At 66.8% G+C, this 18,885-nt stretch carries 16 protein-coding genes and 1 tRNA gene; 12 read left to right on the forward strand and 5 right to left on the reverse strand.

Going from position 1 to position 18,885, the window contains the following annotated elements:
* Positions 1 to 19 precede the first annotated feature (19 nt).
* The 4 genes from ACIBVP_RS15725 to ACIBVP_RS15740 all read left to right on the forward strand — a co-directional run bounded on the left by ACIBVP_RS15725 (position 20) and on the right by ACIBVP_RS15740 (position 5,284).
* Complete coding sequence (locus tag ACIBVP_RS15725; RefSeq protein WP_396106807.1) at positions 20 to 1,246, forward strand: hypothetical protein; 1,227 nt, start codon at positions 20 to 22, stop codon at positions 1,244 to 1,246.
* A 53-nt stretch (positions 1,247 to 1,299) separates the two neighbouring features.
* The gene (locus tag ACIBVP_RS15730) at positions 1,300 to 1,833 is read left to right on the forward strand and encodes a hypothetical protein (protein ID WP_396106808.1); all 534 of its coding nucleotides are present in this window, start codon (positions 1,300 to 1,302) and stop codon (positions 1,831 to 1,833) included.
* Between the two features lie 182 nt (positions 1,834 to 2,015).
* Positions 2,016 to 4,064 (forward strand): bifunctional MFS transporter/dTMP kinase, encoded by a 2,049-nt coding sequence (locus ACIBVP_RS15735; protein ID WP_396106938.1) that lies wholly within the window; start codon positions 2,016 to 2,018, stop codon positions 4,062 to 4,064.
* Between the two features lie 23 nt (positions 4,065 to 4,087).
* A complete protein-coding gene (locus tag ACIBVP_RS15740; protein ID WP_396106809.1) occupies positions 4,088 to 5,284 on the forward strand; it encodes a DNA polymerase III subunit delta' in 1,197 nt (398 codons plus the stop codon).
* Between the two features lie 282 nt (positions 5,285 to 5,566).
* On the opposite strand, the gene ACIBVP_RS15745 is transcribed toward ACIBVP_RS15740, so the two are convergent.
* Complete coding sequence (locus ACIBVP_RS15745; protein WP_396106810.1) at positions 5,567 to 7,384, reverse strand: hypothetical protein; 1,818 nt, start codon at positions 7,382 to 7,384, stop codon at positions 5,567 to 5,569.
* Positions 7,385 to 7,486: 102 nt separating this feature from the next.
* Between ACIBVP_RS15745 and ACIBVP_RS15750 the strand changes: the two genes are divergently transcribed.
* Both ACIBVP_RS15750 and ACIBVP_RS15755 read left to right on the forward strand, forming a co-directional pair.
* Positions 7,487 to 7,563: transfer RNA gene (locus ACIBVP_RS15750), tRNA-Thr, on the forward strand.
* Positions 7,564 to 7,641: 78 nt separating this feature from the next.
* Positions 7,642 to 9,219 (forward strand): tyrosine-type recombinase/integrase, encoded by a 1,578-nt coding sequence (locus ACIBVP_RS15755; RefSeq protein WP_396106811.1) that lies wholly within the window; start codon positions 7,642 to 7,644, stop codon positions 9,217 to 9,219.
* On the opposite strand, the gene ACIBVP_RS15760 is transcribed toward ACIBVP_RS15755, so the two are convergent.
* Positions 9,216 to 10,436, reverse strand: a complete 1,221-nt coding sequence (locus ACIBVP_RS15760) for a hypothetical protein (RefSeq protein WP_396106812.1) — start codon at positions 10,434 to 10,436, stop codon at positions 9,216 to 9,218. The genes ACIBVP_RS15755 and ACIBVP_RS15760 overlap by 4 nt on opposite strands.
* A 10-nt stretch (positions 10,437 to 10,446) precedes the next feature.
* Positions 10,447 to 12,258: an ATP-dependent nuclease gene (locus tag ACIBVP_RS15765; RefSeq protein WP_396106813.1), complete on the reverse strand. Its 1,812-nt coding sequence runs from the start codon at positions 12,256 to 12,258 to the stop codon at positions 10,447 to 10,449.
* Positions 12,259 to 12,388: 130 nt separating this feature from the next.
* Here ACIBVP_RS15765 and ACIBVP_RS15770 point away from each other — a divergent pair, with 130 nt between their 5' ends.
* Positions 12,389 to 12,973 carry an NUDIX hydrolase gene (locus ACIBVP_RS15770; protein ID WP_396106814.1) on the forward strand — a complete coding sequence of 195 codons (585 nt, stop codon included), beginning with the start codon at positions 12,389 to 12,391 and terminating at the stop codon, positions 12,971 to 12,973.
* Here the strand turns inward: ACIBVP_RS15770 and ACIBVP_RS15775 are convergent.
* Together ACIBVP_RS15775 and ACIBVP_RS15780 are read right to left on the reverse strand one after the other, a co-directional pair.
* Positions 12,923 to 14,053, reverse strand: a complete 1,131-nt coding sequence (locus ACIBVP_RS15775; RefSeq protein ID WP_396106815.1) for a tetratricopeptide repeat protein — start codon at positions 14,051 to 14,053, stop codon at positions 12,923 to 12,925. The genes ACIBVP_RS15770 and ACIBVP_RS15775 overlap by 51 nt on opposite strands.
* A gap of 176 nt (positions 14,054 to 14,229) precedes the next feature.
* Positions 14,230 to 14,613 carry an XRE family transcriptional regulator gene (locus ACIBVP_RS15780; protein WP_396106816.1) on the reverse strand — a complete coding sequence of 128 codons (384 nt, stop codon included), beginning with the start codon at positions 14,611 to 14,613 and terminating at the stop codon, positions 14,230 to 14,232.
* Positions 14,614 to 14,766: 153 nt separating this feature from the next.
* Between ACIBVP_RS15780 and ACIBVP_RS15785 the strand changes: the two genes are divergently transcribed.
* The 5 genes from ACIBVP_RS15785 to ACIBVP_RS15805 are packed head-to-tail and all read left to right on the forward strand — an operon-like array spanning position 14,767 to position 18,644.
* The gene (locus ACIBVP_RS15785) at positions 14,767 to 15,045 is read left to right on the forward strand and encodes a helix-turn-helix domain-containing protein (protein ID WP_396106817.1); all 279 of its coding nucleotides are present in this window, start codon (positions 14,767 to 14,769) and stop codon (positions 15,043 to 15,045) included.
* Positions 15,045 to 15,425 (forward strand): WhiB family transcriptional regulator, encoded by a 381-nt coding sequence (locus ACIBVP_RS15790; protein ID WP_396106818.1) that lies wholly within the window; start codon positions 15,045 to 15,047, stop codon positions 15,423 to 15,425. Before ACIBVP_RS15785 ends, ACIBVP_RS15790 begins: the two co-directional genes overlap by 1 nt.
* On the forward strand, positions 15,422 to 15,745 hold the full coding sequence (locus ACIBVP_RS15795) for a hypothetical protein (RefSeq protein ID WP_396106819.1): 324 nt from the start codon (positions 15,422 to 15,424) through the stop codon (positions 15,743 to 15,745). The genes ACIBVP_RS15790 and ACIBVP_RS15795 overlap by 4 nt, the downstream gene beginning before the upstream one ends.
* Positions 15,742 to 16,527 carry a hypothetical protein gene (locus tag ACIBVP_RS15800; protein ID WP_396106820.1) on the forward strand — a complete coding sequence of 262 codons (786 nt, stop codon included), beginning with the start codon at positions 15,742 to 15,744 and terminating at the stop codon, positions 16,525 to 16,527. The genes ACIBVP_RS15795 and ACIBVP_RS15800 overlap by 4 nt, the downstream gene beginning before the upstream one ends.
* Positions 16,524 to 18,644: a cell division protein FtsK gene (locus ACIBVP_RS15805; protein WP_396106821.1), complete on the forward strand. Its 2,121-nt coding sequence runs from the start codon at positions 16,524 to 16,526 to the stop codon at positions 18,642 to 18,644. The genes ACIBVP_RS15800 and ACIBVP_RS15805 overlap by 4 nt, the downstream gene beginning before the upstream one ends.
* Positions 18,645 to 18,885: the final 241 nt, after the last annotated feature.

Raw genomic sequence — 18,885 nt, forward strand, 5'->3', positions numbered from 1 at the left:
AAACGGGTGAGGGGGACGGATGAACGACACCGGTGGGACGGCGGTGACAACGCCACCGCGGGGGTTCGACCGGCGGGCGGTCGAGGCGTGGTTCCGGTGGCGGGGGCTGCCGCTGGTGGTGCGCAGCGACGAGCGCGGGTCGCGGTTGCTGCAGCGTGCCGTGCCCGCGCTGGTGTTCGTGATGATCATCGATCCGCTGGTCACGGTCGTCACCAGATTGCTGGACGTGCCCGCGGCCGAGCTCGAGCGGCGCATGGCGAACACCGCGTACGTGTTCGTGCTGCTCGCGGTGGTCGTGGCGGCCGTGGTGGTGCCGTTCGTCGCGGGCTGGCTCGCGTCGCGCTGGATGCGGGTGCTGTCGCGGCGGGGCCGGTGGGTGCTGGCCAGGGTCGTGTTGGTGCTGAACGTGGTCGTGCTGCCGCTGGGCGAGGTGTGGGCCGGACTGCGGTCGCAGCTGTGGCTGTCGATCACGATCACCGTCGGCGTGACGTTGCTCATGTTGTTCGCCGTCTGGGTCGGTGCCGGTGCGATCGTCGCGTGGGGGCTGCGCAAGGCCATCGCCGAACTGGGCACGGTCGGCCGGATGGCCACGAAGGCCCTGCCGCTGCTCGTGCTGGTGATCATCTTCGCGTTCTTCTCGACCGAGATGTGGCAGATCGCCGACGGGCTCCCGCGCTGGCGCCTGTGGCTCGTCGTGGCGGCGTTCGCGGTGCTCGCGGTGCTGTTCATGGTGGTCCGGCTCGACGAGGAACTCCGGGTCATGATCGACAAGGTGGCGGCCGAGAAGCTCGGCAACATCGCGGGCCTGCTGTCGGGTACGCCGCTCGCGAGCGCCGTCGACGGTCCGCCGATCACCCCGCTCCCGCTTGGCCGCAGGGAACGGGTGAACATCACACTCGTGCTGTTCGTCGCACAGCTGCTCCAGATCCTCGTGCTCAGCGTGCTCGTGTTCTGCCTGCTCATCGCGCTCGGCGCGCTCGCCATCAACGGCACGGTGATCGACTCGTGGCTGGGAGGAGGCGCCTCGAAGCTCCAGGGCACGCTGTTCGGCATCGCTCTGCCGCTGCCACGGGCCCTCGTGCACGTGTCGCTGTTCCTCGCCGCGTTCTCCGGCCTGTACTTCGCCGCCTCCGCCGCGACCGACGACAACTACCGCGTGGCCTTCTTCGAACCGCTCTTGGACGACGTTCGCGTCTCCCTCGCCGCGCGTCAGGTTTATCTCGCTCGGCGGGGAGAAGACTCCTAGTCTGGTAGGCAGATGCGGTACGTCACCGACAGGTAGCGCAGGGAGTGGACGACATGGCGAGCTGGAATCACGACGGCACCCAGGACCCCGGGCCGCCGCCGCTGATGTCAGATCCGCTGTCCGGCCTGGTGACCGGCGGTAAGTACGAAGCGGAGGCCGTTCGGGTGCGCGTGGTGGAGCCCGCCGCGCCCGACATCGACAAGGTCCGCGAGGCGATGGCGTCGGTGCTCGACGAGGACTCCGAGCTGATGATCGGGCTGCCCCCGATGCCCGAGAACGCGCAGGCCCCGGTCACGCAGAACACGGGTGCCAACGACCCGGACGCCGGTGACGGCGGTGGGGGCGTCGGTCCCACCGCAGAGGCGGCACCCACGCCCGCGCCGCCTCCTCCGGCGCCGCCGACGCCCCCCGCGGGCATCCCGGCGGCACGCATCCCGCTGCAGCGGGGCACGCCGCCGCGGCCGCAGCGGAAGGGAACGTTCTCGCCGGGCATCGCCGCGGTCGGGCTGCTACTCCTCGTGATCGGAGTGCTCGTCATCGTGATGCTGGCCAGCCTGATCGACACGATCTCGTCGTTGTTCAGCTGAAACCCTCAGCACTCTCAGCTTGACCGCGTTACCTTACGCGCGCGGCCGAGTGGGCGGCTGTGCGCGTGACCCGGTTACCCTGGTTGCGCGGGCAGGTTGGAGATGGGGTGGCTGGCATCATCGGGGGCGCGAGCACGGAACGGGACGGCGGCACCAGGCCGCTGGCCGAGTCGAACGCTTCCATGACACACCGTGCGCGGAGCGTGCTGGCGATCAGGGGCTTCCGCAGACTGTGGGGCGTCACCTACCTGTGCAGCATCGGTGACTGGCTGTCACTGCTCGCGCTGACCAGTCTGGTCACCAAGATGACCGACGGCTACTCGGCGCAGAGCTTCGCCTTCGCCGGGGTCGTGCTCACCCAGCTGCTGCCCGGCCTGCTGTTCGCCCCGCTCGGCGGCCTGCTCGCGGACCGGTTCGACCGCCGCAAGATCATGGTCATCTGCGACGTCCTGCGATGCGCCCTCTTCGTGTCGATCGCGGTCGTGGGCACCCCGCTGTGGCTGTTCGTCGCGAACTTCCTCATCGGCTGCTGCTCGATGATGTGGATCCCGTCGAAGGACGCGGCGGTGCCCAACCTGCTGCGCCGCTCCGACCAGGTCGAGACCGCGGCGCAGCTCGGCCTCGTCATGACGTACGGCATCTCCGTCATCACCGGCGCGGGCCTCTACGCGATCATCACCGGCATCACCACGAACCTCAACATCCAGCCGGACCCCGAGGGGCTCGGCATGGCGAAGATCATCGTGGTCGTCATCGGCGCGCTGTACCTGACCAGCGCGATCCTCGTCGCCACCCGCATCCCCGAGCTGTCCAGCCGGGACACCCCGCTCGCCGAGGCACGCAAGGCGGAGAAGAAGGCCGCCGAGGAGTCGGGCGAGAAACTCGGGTTCGGTGCGATGCTCCGCGACGCGGCCCGGTTCGTGCGCACGACCCCGCTGGTCCGCGGCCTGCTCATCGGCATGATCGGCGCGTTCGCCGCCGCCGGTGCGCTGATCGGGTCGGCGAACCTGTACGCGAGCAGCCTCCGCGGCGGCGCGTCGACGTTCGGCCTGCTGTTCGTGGCGATGTTCATCGGCCTCGCCACCGGCATGGCCGGCTCGCCGAAGCTCGCGCGGCGGCTGCCGCACAACCGGCTGTTCGGCATCGCGATCGTCCTGGCGGGCATCGTGATGTGCCTGGTGGCGCTGTCGCCGCACCTGTTCGTCTCGTTGATCACCGTGATGGTCGTCGGCGCGTGCGCCGGTGCGGCGTTCCTGACCGGCGTGACGATCATCGGCACGCAGATCGAGGACGCGATCCGCGGCCGCATCAACGCGATCTACCAGTCGCTGATGAAGATCATCCTGGCGGGCGCGATGGCGCTGACGCCGCTGCTCGTCGGCCTGGTCCGGCCGCACACCGTGATCGTGTGGGGCCGCGAGATGACCATCGACGGCACGCGGCCAGTGCTGCTGGGCGCCGGCCTGATCGCCGCGCTGGTCGGCGTGATCGCGTACCGGCAGATGGACGACCGCCGCACCGAGCCGATCCTCGCCGACCTGCTGAACGCGATCCGCCGCAAGCCGCGCCGGTCGACCGGTCTGCTGATCGCGGTGGAGGGCGACGTCGCGGTCGACACCTCGGTGCAGGCGCACCTGCTCGCCGACTGGCTCAAGCGGCCGGGCGCCAAGGAGGTCCTGCTCGCCACCGACCCGACGCTCGACGACGAGCGGCTGCAGACGGTGCTGTCCGGCGCGCAGCTGACCGGTGCCCGGGCGCACGCCCTGGTCGCGGCGGCCGTGCGCGCCGACATCGTGGAGCGGCAGATCCGGCCGGCGCTGGACCGCGGCGCGCTCGTGGTGATGGAGCGGTTCGTCGACAGCCCGCTCGCGCACCTGTCCGTCGTGGCCGGGCTCGACCCGGCCGAGCTGGAGGGCCTCGCCGACTGGGCGACCGCCCGGCTGCGCCCGGACGTCACGATCCTGCTGGACCGCGACCCGAGCACGCTCGACCCGAACAAGCCGAGGCGGTCGTCGACGACCGACCACTGGCAGGTGCAGCGGGTGCTGACCGAGATGGCGTCGGCGGACCCGGACCGGTACGTGGTGGTGGACGCGGACGGCTCGCCGGAGCAGGTGGCGGTGCGGGTGCGGATCGCCGTGCAGACCGCGGTGGCCGGGCGCAGGATGGCGCGCCTGCTGCCGGGCGATAGCCTCGCTCCGGTGGAGGCCCGGGCGATCCGGGCCACGTAGTCCGTTCTGGTCGGAGGCGCGCTGTGGGCTCCGTGTGGTCGCAGGTGGTCGGGCAGCCGGAAGCCGTGGGGGTGCTGACGGCGTCGGCGTCGGCCGCGGCGTCGATCGTGGACGGCACGTTCGGCGGCGGCCCGACGTCGGCGGTGGCGCACGCGTGGCTGTTCACCGGCCCTCCCGGCTCCGGCCGTTCCGTGGCGGCGAAGGCGTTCGCGGCCGCGTTGCAATGTGAGACGGGCACGGGCTGCGGTTCGTGCTCCGGCTGCCGGACGACGATGGCGGGCACCCACGCGGACGTGCACGTCGTCGTGCCGGAAGGCCTGTCGATCTCGGTCGCGGAGATGCGGTCGCTGGTCCAGGTCGCGGCGAAGCGGCCGACCGGTGCGCGCTGGCAGGTCGTCATCATCACCGACGCGGACCGGCTGACCGAGGGCGCGGCGAACGCGCTGCTGAAGGCGGTGGAGGAACCGCCGGAGCGCACCGTGTTCCTGCTGGCGGCGCCGTCGGACCACCCGGAGGACGTCCCGGTGACCATCCGGTCCCGGTGCCGCCACCTGGGCCTGCGCACCCCGTCGGCGGCCGCGATCGCGGAGGTGCTCCAGTCCCGCGACGGCGTCCCCGCCGACATGGCGACGTGGGCGGCGTCCGTGTGCGGCGGGCACGTGGGGCGGGCACGCCGCCTGGCGACGGACGAGGCGGCCCGCACGCGCCGCGACTCGGTGCTGCGGATCCCGCTGAACCTGCGCCGCCTGGCGGACGTCTTCGACTGCGCGGACGACCTGGTGAAAGCCGCCGAGGCGGACGCGAACGAGGTCAGCGGCGCCCGCGACGAGGCCGAGAAGGAAGCGCTGAAGACCGCCATGGGCCACGGCGGCACCGGCAAGGGCGCGGCGACGGCCACCCGGGGCAGCGCGGCGGCCCTGAAGGAGTTGGAGCGCCGCCAGAAGAGCCGCGCGACGAGGACTCAGCGTGATGCGATCGACCTGGCGCTGGTCGACCTGGCCGGGTTCTACCGGGACGTGCTGGTGGCGTCGTCGGGCAGCGGCGCGACGCTCAACCACCCTGACCGGGAGCGAGACGCCCGGCAGGCTGCGGGCGCGTGGACGCAGGAGTCGACGCTGCGGCGCCTGGAGGCCGTGCTGGCGTGCCGCGAGGCGATGGAGCTGAACGTGAAGCCTCGGATCGCGATCGAGGCGATGCTGACGGCGCTGCATTTCGGCTGAGGGGCGGCCTCCGGCCCCCGGGTTCCAGCGTATCGGCGGGGTACGACAGTTCCGGCGAAGTTATCCACAGGTTGCCGTTCCCGCTGGTCCGGGTTGCCCTGGGTAGAGGCCACTGATCAGCAGGTAAGCAGCTGTGGACCCGTTGTGGACGCACCTGTGGACAACCTCGCCGCCTGTGGACAACTCGCGATCACTCGACCGTCAGTGTCGTACCCATGTCGTAGCGTGGTTCGAGGGGGCCGGAGGCCAAGCCGGCCCGCCAGGGGCCAGCTCAGCCGCGGGTCACTTGTCGGTTTCGTCGCTCTTGTCGGGCTCTTTCTCGTTGGCCTTCGAGTCGCTGGGCGCGGCCTCGGTGCCTTCGTCGTCGGCGGAATCCGTGGGCTCCGTGTCAGCTGCCTGCATCTCGGTCGCATCGCTGTCGGCCACCTCCGCCTCGGCTTCCGGTGCGGCGGACGGCTCATCTTTCGGCGTCGGCGGGTCGTCGCCGTCAGGCACGTCGTCGCGCGGGCCCGCCGCCGCGACTGGCCTCGGCGAGCGCAGCGTCGGCAGTGCCGCCACGATGACCACGCCGATCAACAGCATGGCCGTCCCGGTCCAGAACATCGGGATCGTCTTGTACGCCATCGTCGTGTAGGCCAGTTCCATCGGCGCCTTGCCCTGCGGCTTCGGCGTGGGCGGCGGCACGGGCTGCTCCGACGTCCGGCACACGACCCCACCCGTCGGCGCGTAGGCCCGCGCGATCTGCTCGCCCAGCGCGACCTGCGCCAGCGCCGACGGCAGGTTCGGCAGCCCGAGCGCCTGCGTCGGCAGCACCTGCACGTCCAGCATCCGCGCCGTGGCACCCAGCTGGAAACCCTTGAACGGCGAGGTCATCGCCGTGCCGCGCTGGTCGAGCTGCGCCACGCCGAGCCGGATGACACCCAGGTCGATGCGGTGCAGCGCGTCGGTCGCCTTCTGCCCGTTCGCGAGCAGGTCACCGATGATCGGCAGCGTCTCCGCGCCCTGCCCGACCGGGATACCGATCGGGATGTCGAACCTGGGGTTGGCCGCGTCGAGCTTCCCGAGCACCTTGCCGCCCTGCTCGACCGCCAGCACCGGCGCCGTGTACTTCACCGTCGACGTCTTCTCGTCGCCCGTCGACGTGACCTGCAGCGTCGGCTGGCTGACCACGCGGATCGTCAGTTCGAACGGCGTGCCCGCGAGCAGCTTCAGCGCGGCGACCTGCATCGTCGACGTCGACTGCACCGCCTTGTTCGGCGAGCCGGGGATGTCGACGAGCCGGACCACCGACCGCGCGGACAACGTGTTCGGCAGGCTGACCAGCGAACCCCTGCCGTCGGCGGCAGCCTTGCCCGACAGCGCACCGCCCAGGGTGGAGAGCGGCCCGGGGAGCTGCTTGATCCCGTCGATCAGGGCCTTGTCGGCGTTCGCGTCGAGCTTCGGAGCGTCGAACACGCCGGTCAGGTCCGGCGTCGACGGCAGCGTGGGGATCGCGTTGAGCAGCGAGAGGCTCGCGATCTCGGTGGAGGCGTCGGAGATGGTCTCGATGCACGGGCCCGCCGTGTCGCTCCACCTGGCGTGCACCTGCCCCTGGAGCGCCCCGGCGCGCACGAGCGTGTCGAGCGGCGACGACGGCAGCGCCAGCCCGTTGTGGACGGGCTGCGGGTTGTCCGGCGACGCGGTCTGCGACAGCGCGCCCGGCGCCTGCGGGCTGCCACCCTGGATGGCGAGCCCACCGGGCGCGGCCTGCGCGATCGACCGCTCGAACGACAGGTACGCCTCGGAGTTGACCTGCGCGGACGCGAGCCCGAACCCGAGCTCGGCCGCCGACTGCTTGGGCAGCTTGTCCTCCATGCCGGGCACGATCGCCTTCGTCGGCGTCGAGTTCGGCAGGATCCGCACGATCCCGAGCCCGGTCCCGGCGTCACCGACCGCGTGCCACGGCGGCACCGGCCCGACAGGCGACGACATCCCCGGCGACTCCGGATCAGTCGGTGTGGGCATCGGCGTGGTGGGCTGAGCCGCGGCGGGCACGGCGGCAAGCCCGAGGACCACAGCGGCAAGCCCCACCGCCGTCGCGACCTGCGACCGTCCGCGCATCGGCGTCCTCCTCGACTGCGACCAGCGCTCCACCAGCAACTACGTAACGAGGGAGGTGGTGTGCGGGTGACGCTGGGGTGCCGGTTACACTATGGGCACCACGCCGCCTTAGCTCAGTCGGCCAGAGCGGCTCACTCGTAATGAGCAGGTCAAGGGTTCGATTCCCTTAGGCGGCTCCAGGTCAGGAGCCTGTTGGCCCCAGATCCGCCCCATTCGTGGGGCCGGATCTGGGGCCAGTGGTGTTTTACGCTGGCCCCATGACCAGCGCTTCTAAGTCTCAACGCAAGCCTCGCGGCGAGATCGAACGCCTCCGCAGCGGCTCACTCCGCGTGAGGGTCTACGCCGGTGTTGACCCCGTGAGCGGCAAGCGCCACCGCCTTGAGGAGATCGTTCCGGCAGGCCCCCACGCCGAGGCCGACGCCGAGAAGGCGCTCACACGCCTCCTGGCTCAGCGCGACGAGCAGCGCAACGCGCGGACCCGCGCCACGGTCAACCAGCTCCTCGACAAGTACTTCGCCCTGACGCGCGTGCAGGAGACCACGAAGGTGAACTACGAGTCGCTCGCGCGGCTCCACATCCGTCCGCTGCTCGGCACGGTGCCGCTAACCAAGATCAACGGCGAGACGCTCGACTCGTTCTACAACGTGCTCCGCAAGTGCCGTGCGCGCTGTCAGGGCCGGAAGTACATCGAGCACCGCACCGAGCGGCCCCACGAGTGCAACGAGAAGTGCAAGCCCCACGAGTGCAAGGGGCTCTCTGACGGCTCGCTACGGAAGATCCACGCGGTGTTGTCCGGCGCTGGCAAGCGGGCCGTCCGCTGGGGCTGGCTGGGCGTGAACCCGTTCAGCCAGGCTGATCCGCTCCCAGCCGCTCGTCCCAACCCGCAGCCCCCAACTGCCGACCAGGCCGCCAAAATCGCCACAGAGGCATGGAAGGACCTCGACTGGGGCATGTTGGTGTGGCTCGCCATGGTGACTGGTGCTCGTCGAGGCGAGCTGTGCGCGCTGACGTGGGATCGTGTCACACTCAAGCCGGGTGCCGGTGTCCTGGTGATCAAGTCGAGCATCGCGCAGCGAGGCGGCCGGACGTGGGAGAAGGACACCAAGACCCACCAGCAACGTCGCATAACCATCGATGACGCGACGGTGAGCCTCCTTCTGGCGTATAAGCGTCACTGCGCCCAGCGTGCAGGCCTCGGCGACGAGATGCCAGGCAAGGCCCGAATCTTCTCGAATACCCCGGACGGAAGCACCTGGCTCAAACCGGACTCGGTAAGCCAGCGCTACGCGCGTATGTGTGCCCGCAAGCCACTCAAATGGGACATGAATATCCATCAGCTACGCCACTATTCCGCGACGGAGCTGATCTCTGCAGGAGTTGATGTGACAACCGTAGGTGGCCGTCTCGGTCACGGAGGCGGCGGATCCACGACTCTGCGATTTTACAGTGCGTGGGTTGCCGAAGCGGATCAGCGCGCTGCCGGAGTCCTATCGGCCCGCCTGCCAGAGCTACCTATGGGATTGCGCCCGGAACAGGAGCTTCGTGCAGGTATTGAGCTAGCAGATGATGCTCTCTATCAGCGGATCGCGATAGATCTTCGCGGCGCGATCTCGTGCGGTCTCCTAAAGGTAGGTGACCGCTTGCCCACCATCGCCGAATTGTCGACACGATACGCTGTAAGTCTAAATACCGCGCAAAGGGCAATTAAAAGTCTTGAGCAAGCCGGCCTGGTGGTAGTAAGCCGGGGAAGACGTGCGACGGTAGCCCCTGTAGGCACAGAGAACAGTGCAAACGTGACCCGGTTGAGCGAACGTCGACAGACGGCCCTCTCTTAACGATTGAGGAAGTTGCGGTTCACCTCGTATAGATAGAACAGTTCGGCTTGTTTCAATTCCTTGCGCGCTCTCCGACGACTTTCGGCTGCCGCGATTACCGATTGACCTGCCACGCCAGCTGCGCCAAACGCGGTTGCGACCCAATTGCTCACTGATGTGAATTGATCTACAGCGACGCCTATAAATGCGCCTGCGCCAAGCGTCGCCACAGTTCTTATATCCGCTCCTAACGTCCTCGATATCTCTCGCACCAGCTGGTGATCGGCGAACTCCTCCTGGAGTCGAAGAATTTCTGGCTGCACCTCCCGCATGTAGAGATCGTCGACTTCTGTCGATGATTCCCTGTCGAAACTGCGGAACCGCAGCATCTCAGAGAAGGACGACACGGCTCGTCTGTAGCGAATAAGGGGTCCGCGGAGATCCTTCCGAAGATCTATCAGTTCGTCGGTTGGTGCCTGTGGAAACGCTGGCAGCCTCGCTATAAATCCGCTGCCAGCCACCGCCTCACGTCCATGTCGAAGATGGAGTGTATCCATCTCGATGCGGCCTTCGTCGACCATAGCGCGGGCTAGGCTGCCGACCTGGTCATCAAGCAGCACCCTGGTTTGTGGGTCTTCGAGACGCTCTTTGAGCAATGCAAGCCAACGCTCAAGGGCGGCGTCCAGATCGCCTTCGGCAGTGAATCCCGATGATGAAAGTTTGACAATGCCACTGTTGATAGCAGGCAGCAGGCTCTCGCCTCCCGACTGAGAAAACATCTCGTCAGCAGACCTACGTAACTCAGCCATTGGAGCGCGGAGGCCGTGGGTGCTTACTCCGAGTTCTTCCAACGTCGACGTATTGGACATCGCTGACAAAGTCGATAATAACGCGCGCCAGTTCGCGGGGAGAGGTCTGTCACCTGTAATTTGCGCTATGGTTTCGTCGTCGAGAGTTCCAAGAAGATCGAGCATGTTCCCGTCGCTGGACGCAAGATTGAGAAAGCCTGCCATCATCACGGCGTTAACGCTAATTAGTTCAATCTCGTCGGCGTAAAGTAGAGATGCGCGAACCAAATCCACGTCATGAGCAAGGGAAAGGGAACCGCCATCCGTGTTTGGTCCTGTGATAATTGTGAGGCTGAGTTTCCCTGGACTTTTGTAGTTCCACCGTGCCGGATCTTTCGGTACGCGTGAGAGCCGATTGAGTTTACTTTTCTTGCTAGGCTTACTTTTCACTTGCGGTTCCTCAGTCTGTTGAGCGAGCAACTACTGGGGGCAGTGCTGGCATCGAAGTAACCAGGCGTCGCGCATGGCTCATGGCGCTGGTCGACCTGTGTGCGCCCTTGTCGAGCGCTGAACGCAGCCAGTTGAGGCCTTTTCGTTCGGTAACGGAGTAGCCAATTCCGAATGACTCAAGTGTGCCTTCACGGACGATGACAAGACCGATGCGATCTAGACGATCTAGCAAGTTATATGCCGATGTCTCGACATCTTTTCTGAATCCGCGCACGCCATGCTTCTTCAATTCTTCCCAACTGTTGTTACCGCCTCGGGTCAAGCTGCGGAACTCCTCCCGTGTCTCCCTGTCCCAGAGCCGACGAGGATCCTGTTTCAGGATACCGTCAAGATAAGCTTGTACTTTGCTCGCAACCGAAGCGGCCAACACGGGCTCTTTTGGTGCACGGAGGTAGGAGGTGCAAGCTTGGAACTGCTCGCGGTATTCGCTCCAGTCCGCTCCTAGGGCAGTGACGAGCCTCCTCATTTTGTTCTCGTCATCCAAGATATCGATATCAGGGGATGCAATCACTGGAACCTTTATGGAACTCAACGCTTGTGCAACAGGAGCCATCCCGTCCTTGCCGTTGGTTGGAACAAACAGGATGTCGCTTGGGTTTACCGGCAGCGGTTCGTCTTCGTGAGCGGCGTCCAGTGCTGCAGAGTAGAACGTGCAGTCACGGTCGTGTTCGACCAATACCACCCGCTGGTGAAACAGCCCGTCCAGCACATGACTGTATCGCAGCACGGGATCTGACCATATGCGTGATATCTCTTCAGTGCTCAGCTGATATGCATCGTTGCGGCCATTGACCCGCGTGAGTCTTACAACTGAAACCGGAGATTTACTCTCAAGCAGGCCGACTAAGATATTGCGGTCATGAGTGGCTAGGATAACTTGCACGCCCGAATCGCGGGTGATATCGCCAATCAAGCGGCCAAATATAGTTGCTTGTGGTGGATGCAAGAACGCCTCGGGCTCGTCAATAATGATTATGGGGTGAGTGGCCGTTAGGATTGGGAATAGCTTGCCGAGCAGTGATCGCATACCGTGGCCCTGCCCGTCCAGCTTAGGTAATTTGTCGAGAGCCTCACGGTAGGATAGTGGATCATCGTTATACCCAGGTGGGGAGATATCGTCGGGTGGAGTCCCTAGTCGTAGAGTGATGTTCTTCCCAAGCGTGTCGACTGTGATGTGTTGGTTGAATACCTTTATGCAGAGTTCGTCGACCTTCTCCCGCAGAGCCATATTGCGTTCTAGGTAGTGAAGAGGATGGGTAGGGGGATCGTCGGGGCGGTCTCGCATGCCCGTTGAGAAGCCGTGTCCCAGTTCGCCAGCGTTCGCCACGTAGACGAGAAAGGGGTAAATGTTCCCGAGATGACCATTTCGCGTGGTTATCCAGGCTTGACGGAGTTGTTCTTCCGTCATCGGTACCGTGCCTGAGCGAACATATCCTTCCGGCATGTGCGGGTTGATGGCGTTGGGCTTTCGGTGTTCACAATTATTGTGCACCCACTTTATAAACTGTTGAGCATCTTCTCCTTTTGCAACTTCAAGGCGAGTGAGTATCCTATGTTCGTCTACCTGAATCGGTGGCTGCGTGACGTTCTGTAACCATCCATTGATCTGTTTCAACAATGTGGTTTTTCCGGTGTTGTTTCCCCCGACGATCGCAGTCACTGTGCCCGGGCTCAGCTGGATTGGTGGTTGATCGCCAGCTAGTTCGATAGACGAGATGTAGAATCCCGACTCTGATCGAGGTTGAATGTCTAGTTCTGACATCTAAGTTGTTGTCCAATCGTTGTCTATGCGCTACTTGTCGCAATGAGACCATCGTGCAGCAGTTCGCGGCATTACACCGTCCGCTCAGGTCTGGATCCGATGATGACGGAAGCGGTCGTAGGCTGCCGACGTGACTGATGAGCACGGAGCTTGGACGACCTACGGTGAGCGACTGATCTACGACAACCAGTGGGTGAAGTTGGGGCTTGCCGATGTTCAGGCTCCGAACGGTGAGCGGTGGGAGTACCACGTTGTCCACCTGGCACGTATCGCCATCGGGCTGATCGTTGACGAGCGTGACCGCGTGCTGATGCTGTGGCGGTATCGGTTCCCAACTGATCAGTGGGGCTACGAGCTGCTCGGTGGGCTCGTCGAGGAAGGCGAGGATCCTGCCGACACCGCTCGCCGTGAGGTTGAGGAGGAGACCGGCTATCGGCCGGTCGGCGAGCCGGAACACCTCGTCAGCTTCGAGCCGTTGCCGGGCCAGGTGACGGCTGACACTGCTGTCTACCTGTGGCGCAAGGTCGAGAAGGTCGGCGAGCCGACCGATACTGAGGAGGTCGGCCGTCTGGAGTGGGTGCCTCTGAGTCGTGTGCTGGAGTTCGTGAAGCGTCGTGAGGTGCTCGGTGCGGGGGCGCTCGTGCCGCTGCTCTACTACCTCGCCTCACGCGGCGTGGCTGCCGGTGGGCAGGATGAGACGATTGAGCCTGCCTAGCTGCCGGTCGGACTTGATCTGCATCGCCAGTCGCTTTGCTTGACGGGCGTGCGCCTGCGCGGCCTCGCGGTCGCCTGCTGCCGCGTAGGCGTACGCCAGGTCGACGAGCATGACGGTTCTGGCGCGGGTGAAGTCGCGCGGGAGCCGGGGTAGGGCGTGGCTGAGCTGGTCGATCGCGTCTGGTTCGCCGAGGCGGCTCATGGCGTTGCCGCGCCAGCGGTCGAGGTGTGCGCCTGCGAGGAACAGGAACGGGAGTTCCGGGTTCACGGGGTCGTTGGGCAGTAACGCGTCAGCTTCGTCGAACGCCCGTAGCGCGTCGTCGCGGCGTCCGGCTGCTGCGAGGCCCTCGCCGTGTGCTGCCGTGAGCCACGTGCGCAGTAGGGCCGGGGCGGAGTGGGCCACGAGTGCGCGGGCTTGGTCGAGCTGCTCCACGGCCGCGTTGACCTCGCCGATGTCGATCAGGATGAACGCCTGCTGCGCCATCGCGTGCGCCAAGAGCTGCGGCGAGCCTGCCTCACGTGCTCCGGCCTTCGCGCGCTCGTGGTGGTCCCACGCCTGGCGGATGGCGTTGCGGTCGAGGGCCTCCCACCCTGCCAGCGCTGCCGCTTCCGTGAGGACTCCGGCGAGCGCCTCGCGCTGGCCGCGCATCGTGCTGTAGCCGAGCAGCCGTTCGATCTGGGCTATCTGGCTCCGCAACTCGTCGAGCACCGTGATGCCTCCGAACTGGCGGTCGACGTGCCGCGCGTTCTCCACCTGCTGACGGAACAGTGCGACCGTCCCGGCATCGACGGAACGCGCGATCGTGAGCCGTGATCGGAGTTCCTCTACCTCGCCGTCGTCGAGTTCTGGCGGGAATCCGAGTTCCTCGTTCGTGAGGCCGTAGATATCTCGGAACAGGCGTTGGTATGTCGGGCTGACGGCTGTTCTGCCGTTCTCCCAAACGGAGAGTTTCGTCTTCAAGCTAGCTTCGCTCATGATCGGCATGCCGAGCATTTGTGCACGTTGGAGCATCATCGTGATGACGTCCTGTGCGGAGTAGCCGCGCTGGCGGCGAGCCTCTTGCAGCTTGGTTGCTGGCATCCGAACGGTCCCCCGATTATCCCCTCTGGCCTGCGGAGTTAATTCAAGTTATCTCCAGTCTGGTTAACCGCAGCCAGCTGTTTAACGGCTCGGATTCGCCGTTTCCTTGAGGCATGAACGCACGCCGAAACACCACCTCGCTGGCACCTGAGATGCCAGCGTCGGACCGGGAGCCCTTACTTCTCGCGGTTCGCACGCTCGATCACGGTCGCCAGGTTCGCGGACATCTCTTCGAGGCGCTTGGTGATCTCGTGGAGCTGGTCCTCGATCGCGGCCAGCCTGGCGGGCACGCTGTCGCCGGCCAGGTCCACGGGGTCGTTCGGCGCTGGTGGGGTGAGTCCCAGCAGTACCGCGGCCAGGTGCCGCGGGTGCCAGCCGAGGGCCACCGAGAGCGCTTCGAGGGTGCGGCCGCTGCGCCTGCGCTGGACCGTGTTGTTCCGGATCTCGCGCACGATCGACAGCGCGATGTTCGACCGCTCCGACAGCTCGCGCTGATTCAGCCCGAGTTCCGTCAGGCGCTCGTTGATCGCCTTCGCGACTGCCGACCAGTCTTCCGACACGTATTCCTCCGCGCTCCGCCTCAACATCGACATTAGCGGGGCTGCCCCATTTCGCGGGCGCCACTTCGCCCGCGATTGGGCCATTCGTGTCTTCAATAGTGCCGATATCGGCACTTCATCATCCTTTCTTCAACACTTCTTAGGGAACCAATCATGAGCACAACTCTGCCGAATGCCGGGGGACCGGCGTTCTACACAGTCCGAGAAGCAGCGGCGATCCTCCGCTGCAACAAGAACACGCTGTACCGCGCGATTCACGAGGGCGCGTTTCCTGCGGTGCAGATTCGTACGCGGTTCGTCGTGCCCGCTGCCGCTGTCGAGCGGCTCGCCGAGCAGGCGATCGAGACCGGCACCTGCGTGGACGTGGCGCAGATGACCGCCGAGCGCCGCACCTCCCGCGAGGTGCTCCGGACCACCGGAGGTGCGTGGTGATGACCTCCGATGATCGCTCCCGGTTCGTGGGTATCGCGTGGCGGCTGGACCGTCTGCGGTGGGTGCCGAGTGATGTCCTGGCCGACCTGGTGATGAAGGACGGCGAATGCGTGTGGGCGTTCACCGACGGCGACCCGCCCGAGCTGACCGGCAACGAGTCGATCGACCGGGAGCTGGCCGCCCGGCTGTGCGCGGGATGCCCCGTGCAAGACGAATGCCTGGAACTCGAGTTGCGCACGGCCGGGGAGCAGACCGCCGGTGTCTGGGGCTCGCTCAACGAGCGGGACCGGCGTGCGCTCTACCCGTACTGGCGACAGCGCGGCGAACGCGCCGAGCCGCTCGACCACCACGACTTCCCCGAGGGGGGTGAGCAGCCGTGACCGAGATCAGCCTGACACCGACACAGATCCTCGCCGGAGTAGGCGTGCTGCTCGTCTTCCTGTGGGTGTGGCGGGCGAGCGTGCGCCGCGCCAAGGCCGCTCGCGATGCCGCGCGGAGTGGTGCGCGGTTGCTGTCGCTGGCCGGGCGGGTGCTGTTCACCGCTGGGTTGATCGTGGCGGTCCAGTGGGTGGTGATCACGCATCCCGGTAACCCGTGGCTGCTGCTCGCGGTCCTAGGGTTCCCGGCGCTGTTCGCCTCCTACGCGCTGACCCGCGCGCTCACCGTCACGACTGTGGACAGTCGGAGGGACCGGCGATGACCCAGGACAGGAGGGGAGGGGTGGCCGCTGCCGGGCGGCCACCCGCCGGTCCCCAAGACGCCCGGCACATCCTGTTGACCCGTGCGCAGCGGCTGGCGCAGGACGCGGCCGAGGCCGCCGAGCTGCGCGCCTACCAGACCGACCCGGACGTGATCGCGCTCCGCGTCGAGCGCGTCCGGTCGCAGGTGGACCGGCTGTGCTGGGCCGGGATCGTGTGTGGGCTGGCGTTCACCATGACCAACGTCCAGACCTTCGCCGCTGCCGGAGCTGCCGCGTGGTCGCTGCCGTGGCTGGCCGCGTGGCTGCTTGACCCCACGGTGTCGGTCGTGTTGCTGGCGATCCTGCGCGCCGAGCAGGTCACCGCCCGCTACCAGGTCTCAACGGGGCCGTGGGTGCGGCGGGCGAAGTGGTTCACGCTCGCCGCCACGTACGTGATGAACACGTGGGCCTCGTTCGCGGCCGGGTCGCTGTCGGGGATCGTGCTGCACTCGGTGCCGCCGCTGGTGGTGTTCGTCGCCGCCGAGGCCGTGACTGACCTGCGCGACAAGCTCACCGAGGCCGTGAACGCCGCGTTCACGGAGGCCGTTCACCGGGCCGGGCCGGTCGTTCATGAACGTCCACGAACGACACGGCGGTCCTTTGCGGACTACCTCGCCGACGCACGCCGCGCGTGGACGCCCGGCGTCGAGGTGACGCCTGCGTGGGTCCGTGAGGTCACGAGCTGCTCGCGTGGCCTGTCCTCACGTGTGGCCGCCGCGCTCGCGGAGGAGGTGCGTTCATGAACGAGAACGCGATGCCCGTACCTGCCGAGTCCCGTGAGGTTATGGACGTCGGGCCGGTGTACGACGCGGAGCTGGTCGACGAGTCGCAGCCGTTCTACTCCCAACCGCGCCTTGGCCGCTTCTGGTCGTGGTGGCTGCGGTCGCCGCGTGTGCCGGTCTGGTTGAAAGACCGAGGCCAGGCCCGGCAGGCAGTGAAGGACGCGGTCGTGGCGGTGGGGCGGTCGCCGTGGCGGTACCTGCGCGCGGTCGTGCGCGGGCTGGTGGCCGCTGTCCGCTGGTGGCGTCGGTGGGTGACCGTGCGGGACTACCGCGAGGCCGCCGAGTCGTCGGAGAAGCTCGCGGACAAGTTCACCGAGATCCGCGCACTCACGCTGTTCCGCTGGAAGGTGACTGGCGCTCTCACCGTCGCGACGATGGTCGCGCTGGCGCTGGTGGAGCTGCTCTACGGTGCCCGCGGATTGTGGTCCGCGGCCGTGCTGGTGTCGCTCGCTTTGGCGGTCCTGGGCCGTCGGCGGGATGGGTCGCCGGGCCGTAAGGCCGTGCTGGCCGGGCCACGCACGTTGACGTGGACGATGGACCCGCAAGTCCTGGTCGACGCGTTCCGGGACGCGAAGCTGGTCGGCAAGGACGAGACACTCCGGCTGGTCGAGCGCGCGACACGCGTCGGTGACGGGTGGGCGATCACGGTCGACCTTCCCGCGACCCGCAAGGCCGCCGACGTGATCAAGAACCGGGAAGCGCTCGCCTCAGCTTTGGCGGTCGACGAGGTCCAGTTGATCGTGGAGCGGGTGCGCGGCAACGGCGGCCACGCCGGACGGGTGTCGATGTGGGTCGCCGACGCCGACCCCTACGCGACCCCACCCTTGCGGACACCGCTGCTGGCCGTGGCGCGGTGGGACGCGTGGCGGCCGGTCCCGTTCGGCCGCGACGCACGCGACCGCAAGATCGACCTCCCCCTGGTGTGGACGTCCCTGCTCGTGGGCGCGATCCCGCGTCAGGGCAAGACGTTCGCCGCCCGGCTCGCGGCAGCCGGCCTGATCCTCGACCCCCACACCCGGCTGTATGTGGCCGACTTCAAGGCCGGGAAGGACTGGGACGCCGCCGCGAAGGTGGCGCACCGGTTCATGTCCGGCGACGAAACCTCACACGTGCTCGCGCTGGTCGGCTGGCTGGTCGAGCTGGTCGGCGAGGTGCAGGGCCGCTACCGGCGCATGCGCGACCTCGACGACACCATCTGCCCGGAATCGAAGATCACTCCGGCGATGTCCCGCGACACGGCGCTGAACATGCCGATCACGGCCGTGTTCCTCGACGAGGTGCAAGTGCCGCTAGAGGACCGGACACCGGTCGAGGTCGAGGGCAAGAAGCTCACGGCAGGCGAGTACGTGGGTGAGCTGCTCACCTGGCTGGCGAAGAAAGGACCGGCGGCCGGGATCGTGCTCGTGCTCGCCACCCAACGGCCAGACTCCAAGACCATCCCGAGTGGACTCAGGGCCGTGCTCGGGTCGAGGTTCGCGCTGCGGGTCATGGACTGGCGCGACAGCAACATCGTCCTCGGCGAGCAGATGAACACGCGCGGGTATGACAGCAGCCGCCTGCTCGCCTCGCACAAGGGTGTGGGCATCCTCCGACCGGACGGCGAGACCCAAGCCGGGGCGGATGTGCTGGCGCTGACCGTGCGCACCTACTACATGCCGAACGAGGACTGGCACGAACTGTGCCGACGCGGGCGCGCGCTCCGCGAGGCAGCCGGAACACTCACCGGGCACGCGGCCGGACAGGACACCGCGCCCGAGTTGGATCACGTGAGCGTGGTGCGGGCAATCGGTACCGGCCAGCGTCCGGCCGAGCTTCGGCCGGTGCTGCCGGAGCCGCTCGCGTCCGTGGTCGCCTACCTCGGCGAGGACCTCGACGAGCGCGAGTTCATCCCCACCGCCGAACTCGTCGAGGCACTCGACGTCGAGCCGAACTCGTTCGGCCGGGCCATGGCCGACCTCGGCTGCCCGTCCACACGCGACCGGATCACCGGAGAAGACGGGCAACCACGCCGGGTGCGTGGGTACCACACTGCGAGTATTCGCGCAGCAATCACTCGTAGGACCGAAGATCAATCCTGAACGGTGAGCCCGGCGAGGCGGGCTGCCACCCTCGCGACAACGCAAGCCGGATAGCGCGAGCCACCACGCCAGGCCGAACCGGGCCGGAGGGCAGCGCGAGCCAGTTGTCGGGACGAGCCCAAGGCAGCGACACCACCAGCGTTGACCCTGGTTGCTCCGTGCGCTCGACCGCGAACGTCAGCGGCGACCAGCCCAGCGCCTGGCAATAAGTGGGCTTGCGGCGCACGGTCCACCGGTACAC

The sequence above is a fragment of the Actinophytocola sp. NPDC049390 genome (assembly GCF_044466355.1).
In the GTDB taxonomy this organism is placed as follows: Bacteria; Actinomycetota; Actinomycetes; order Mycobacteriales; family Pseudonocardiaceae; genus Actinophytocola.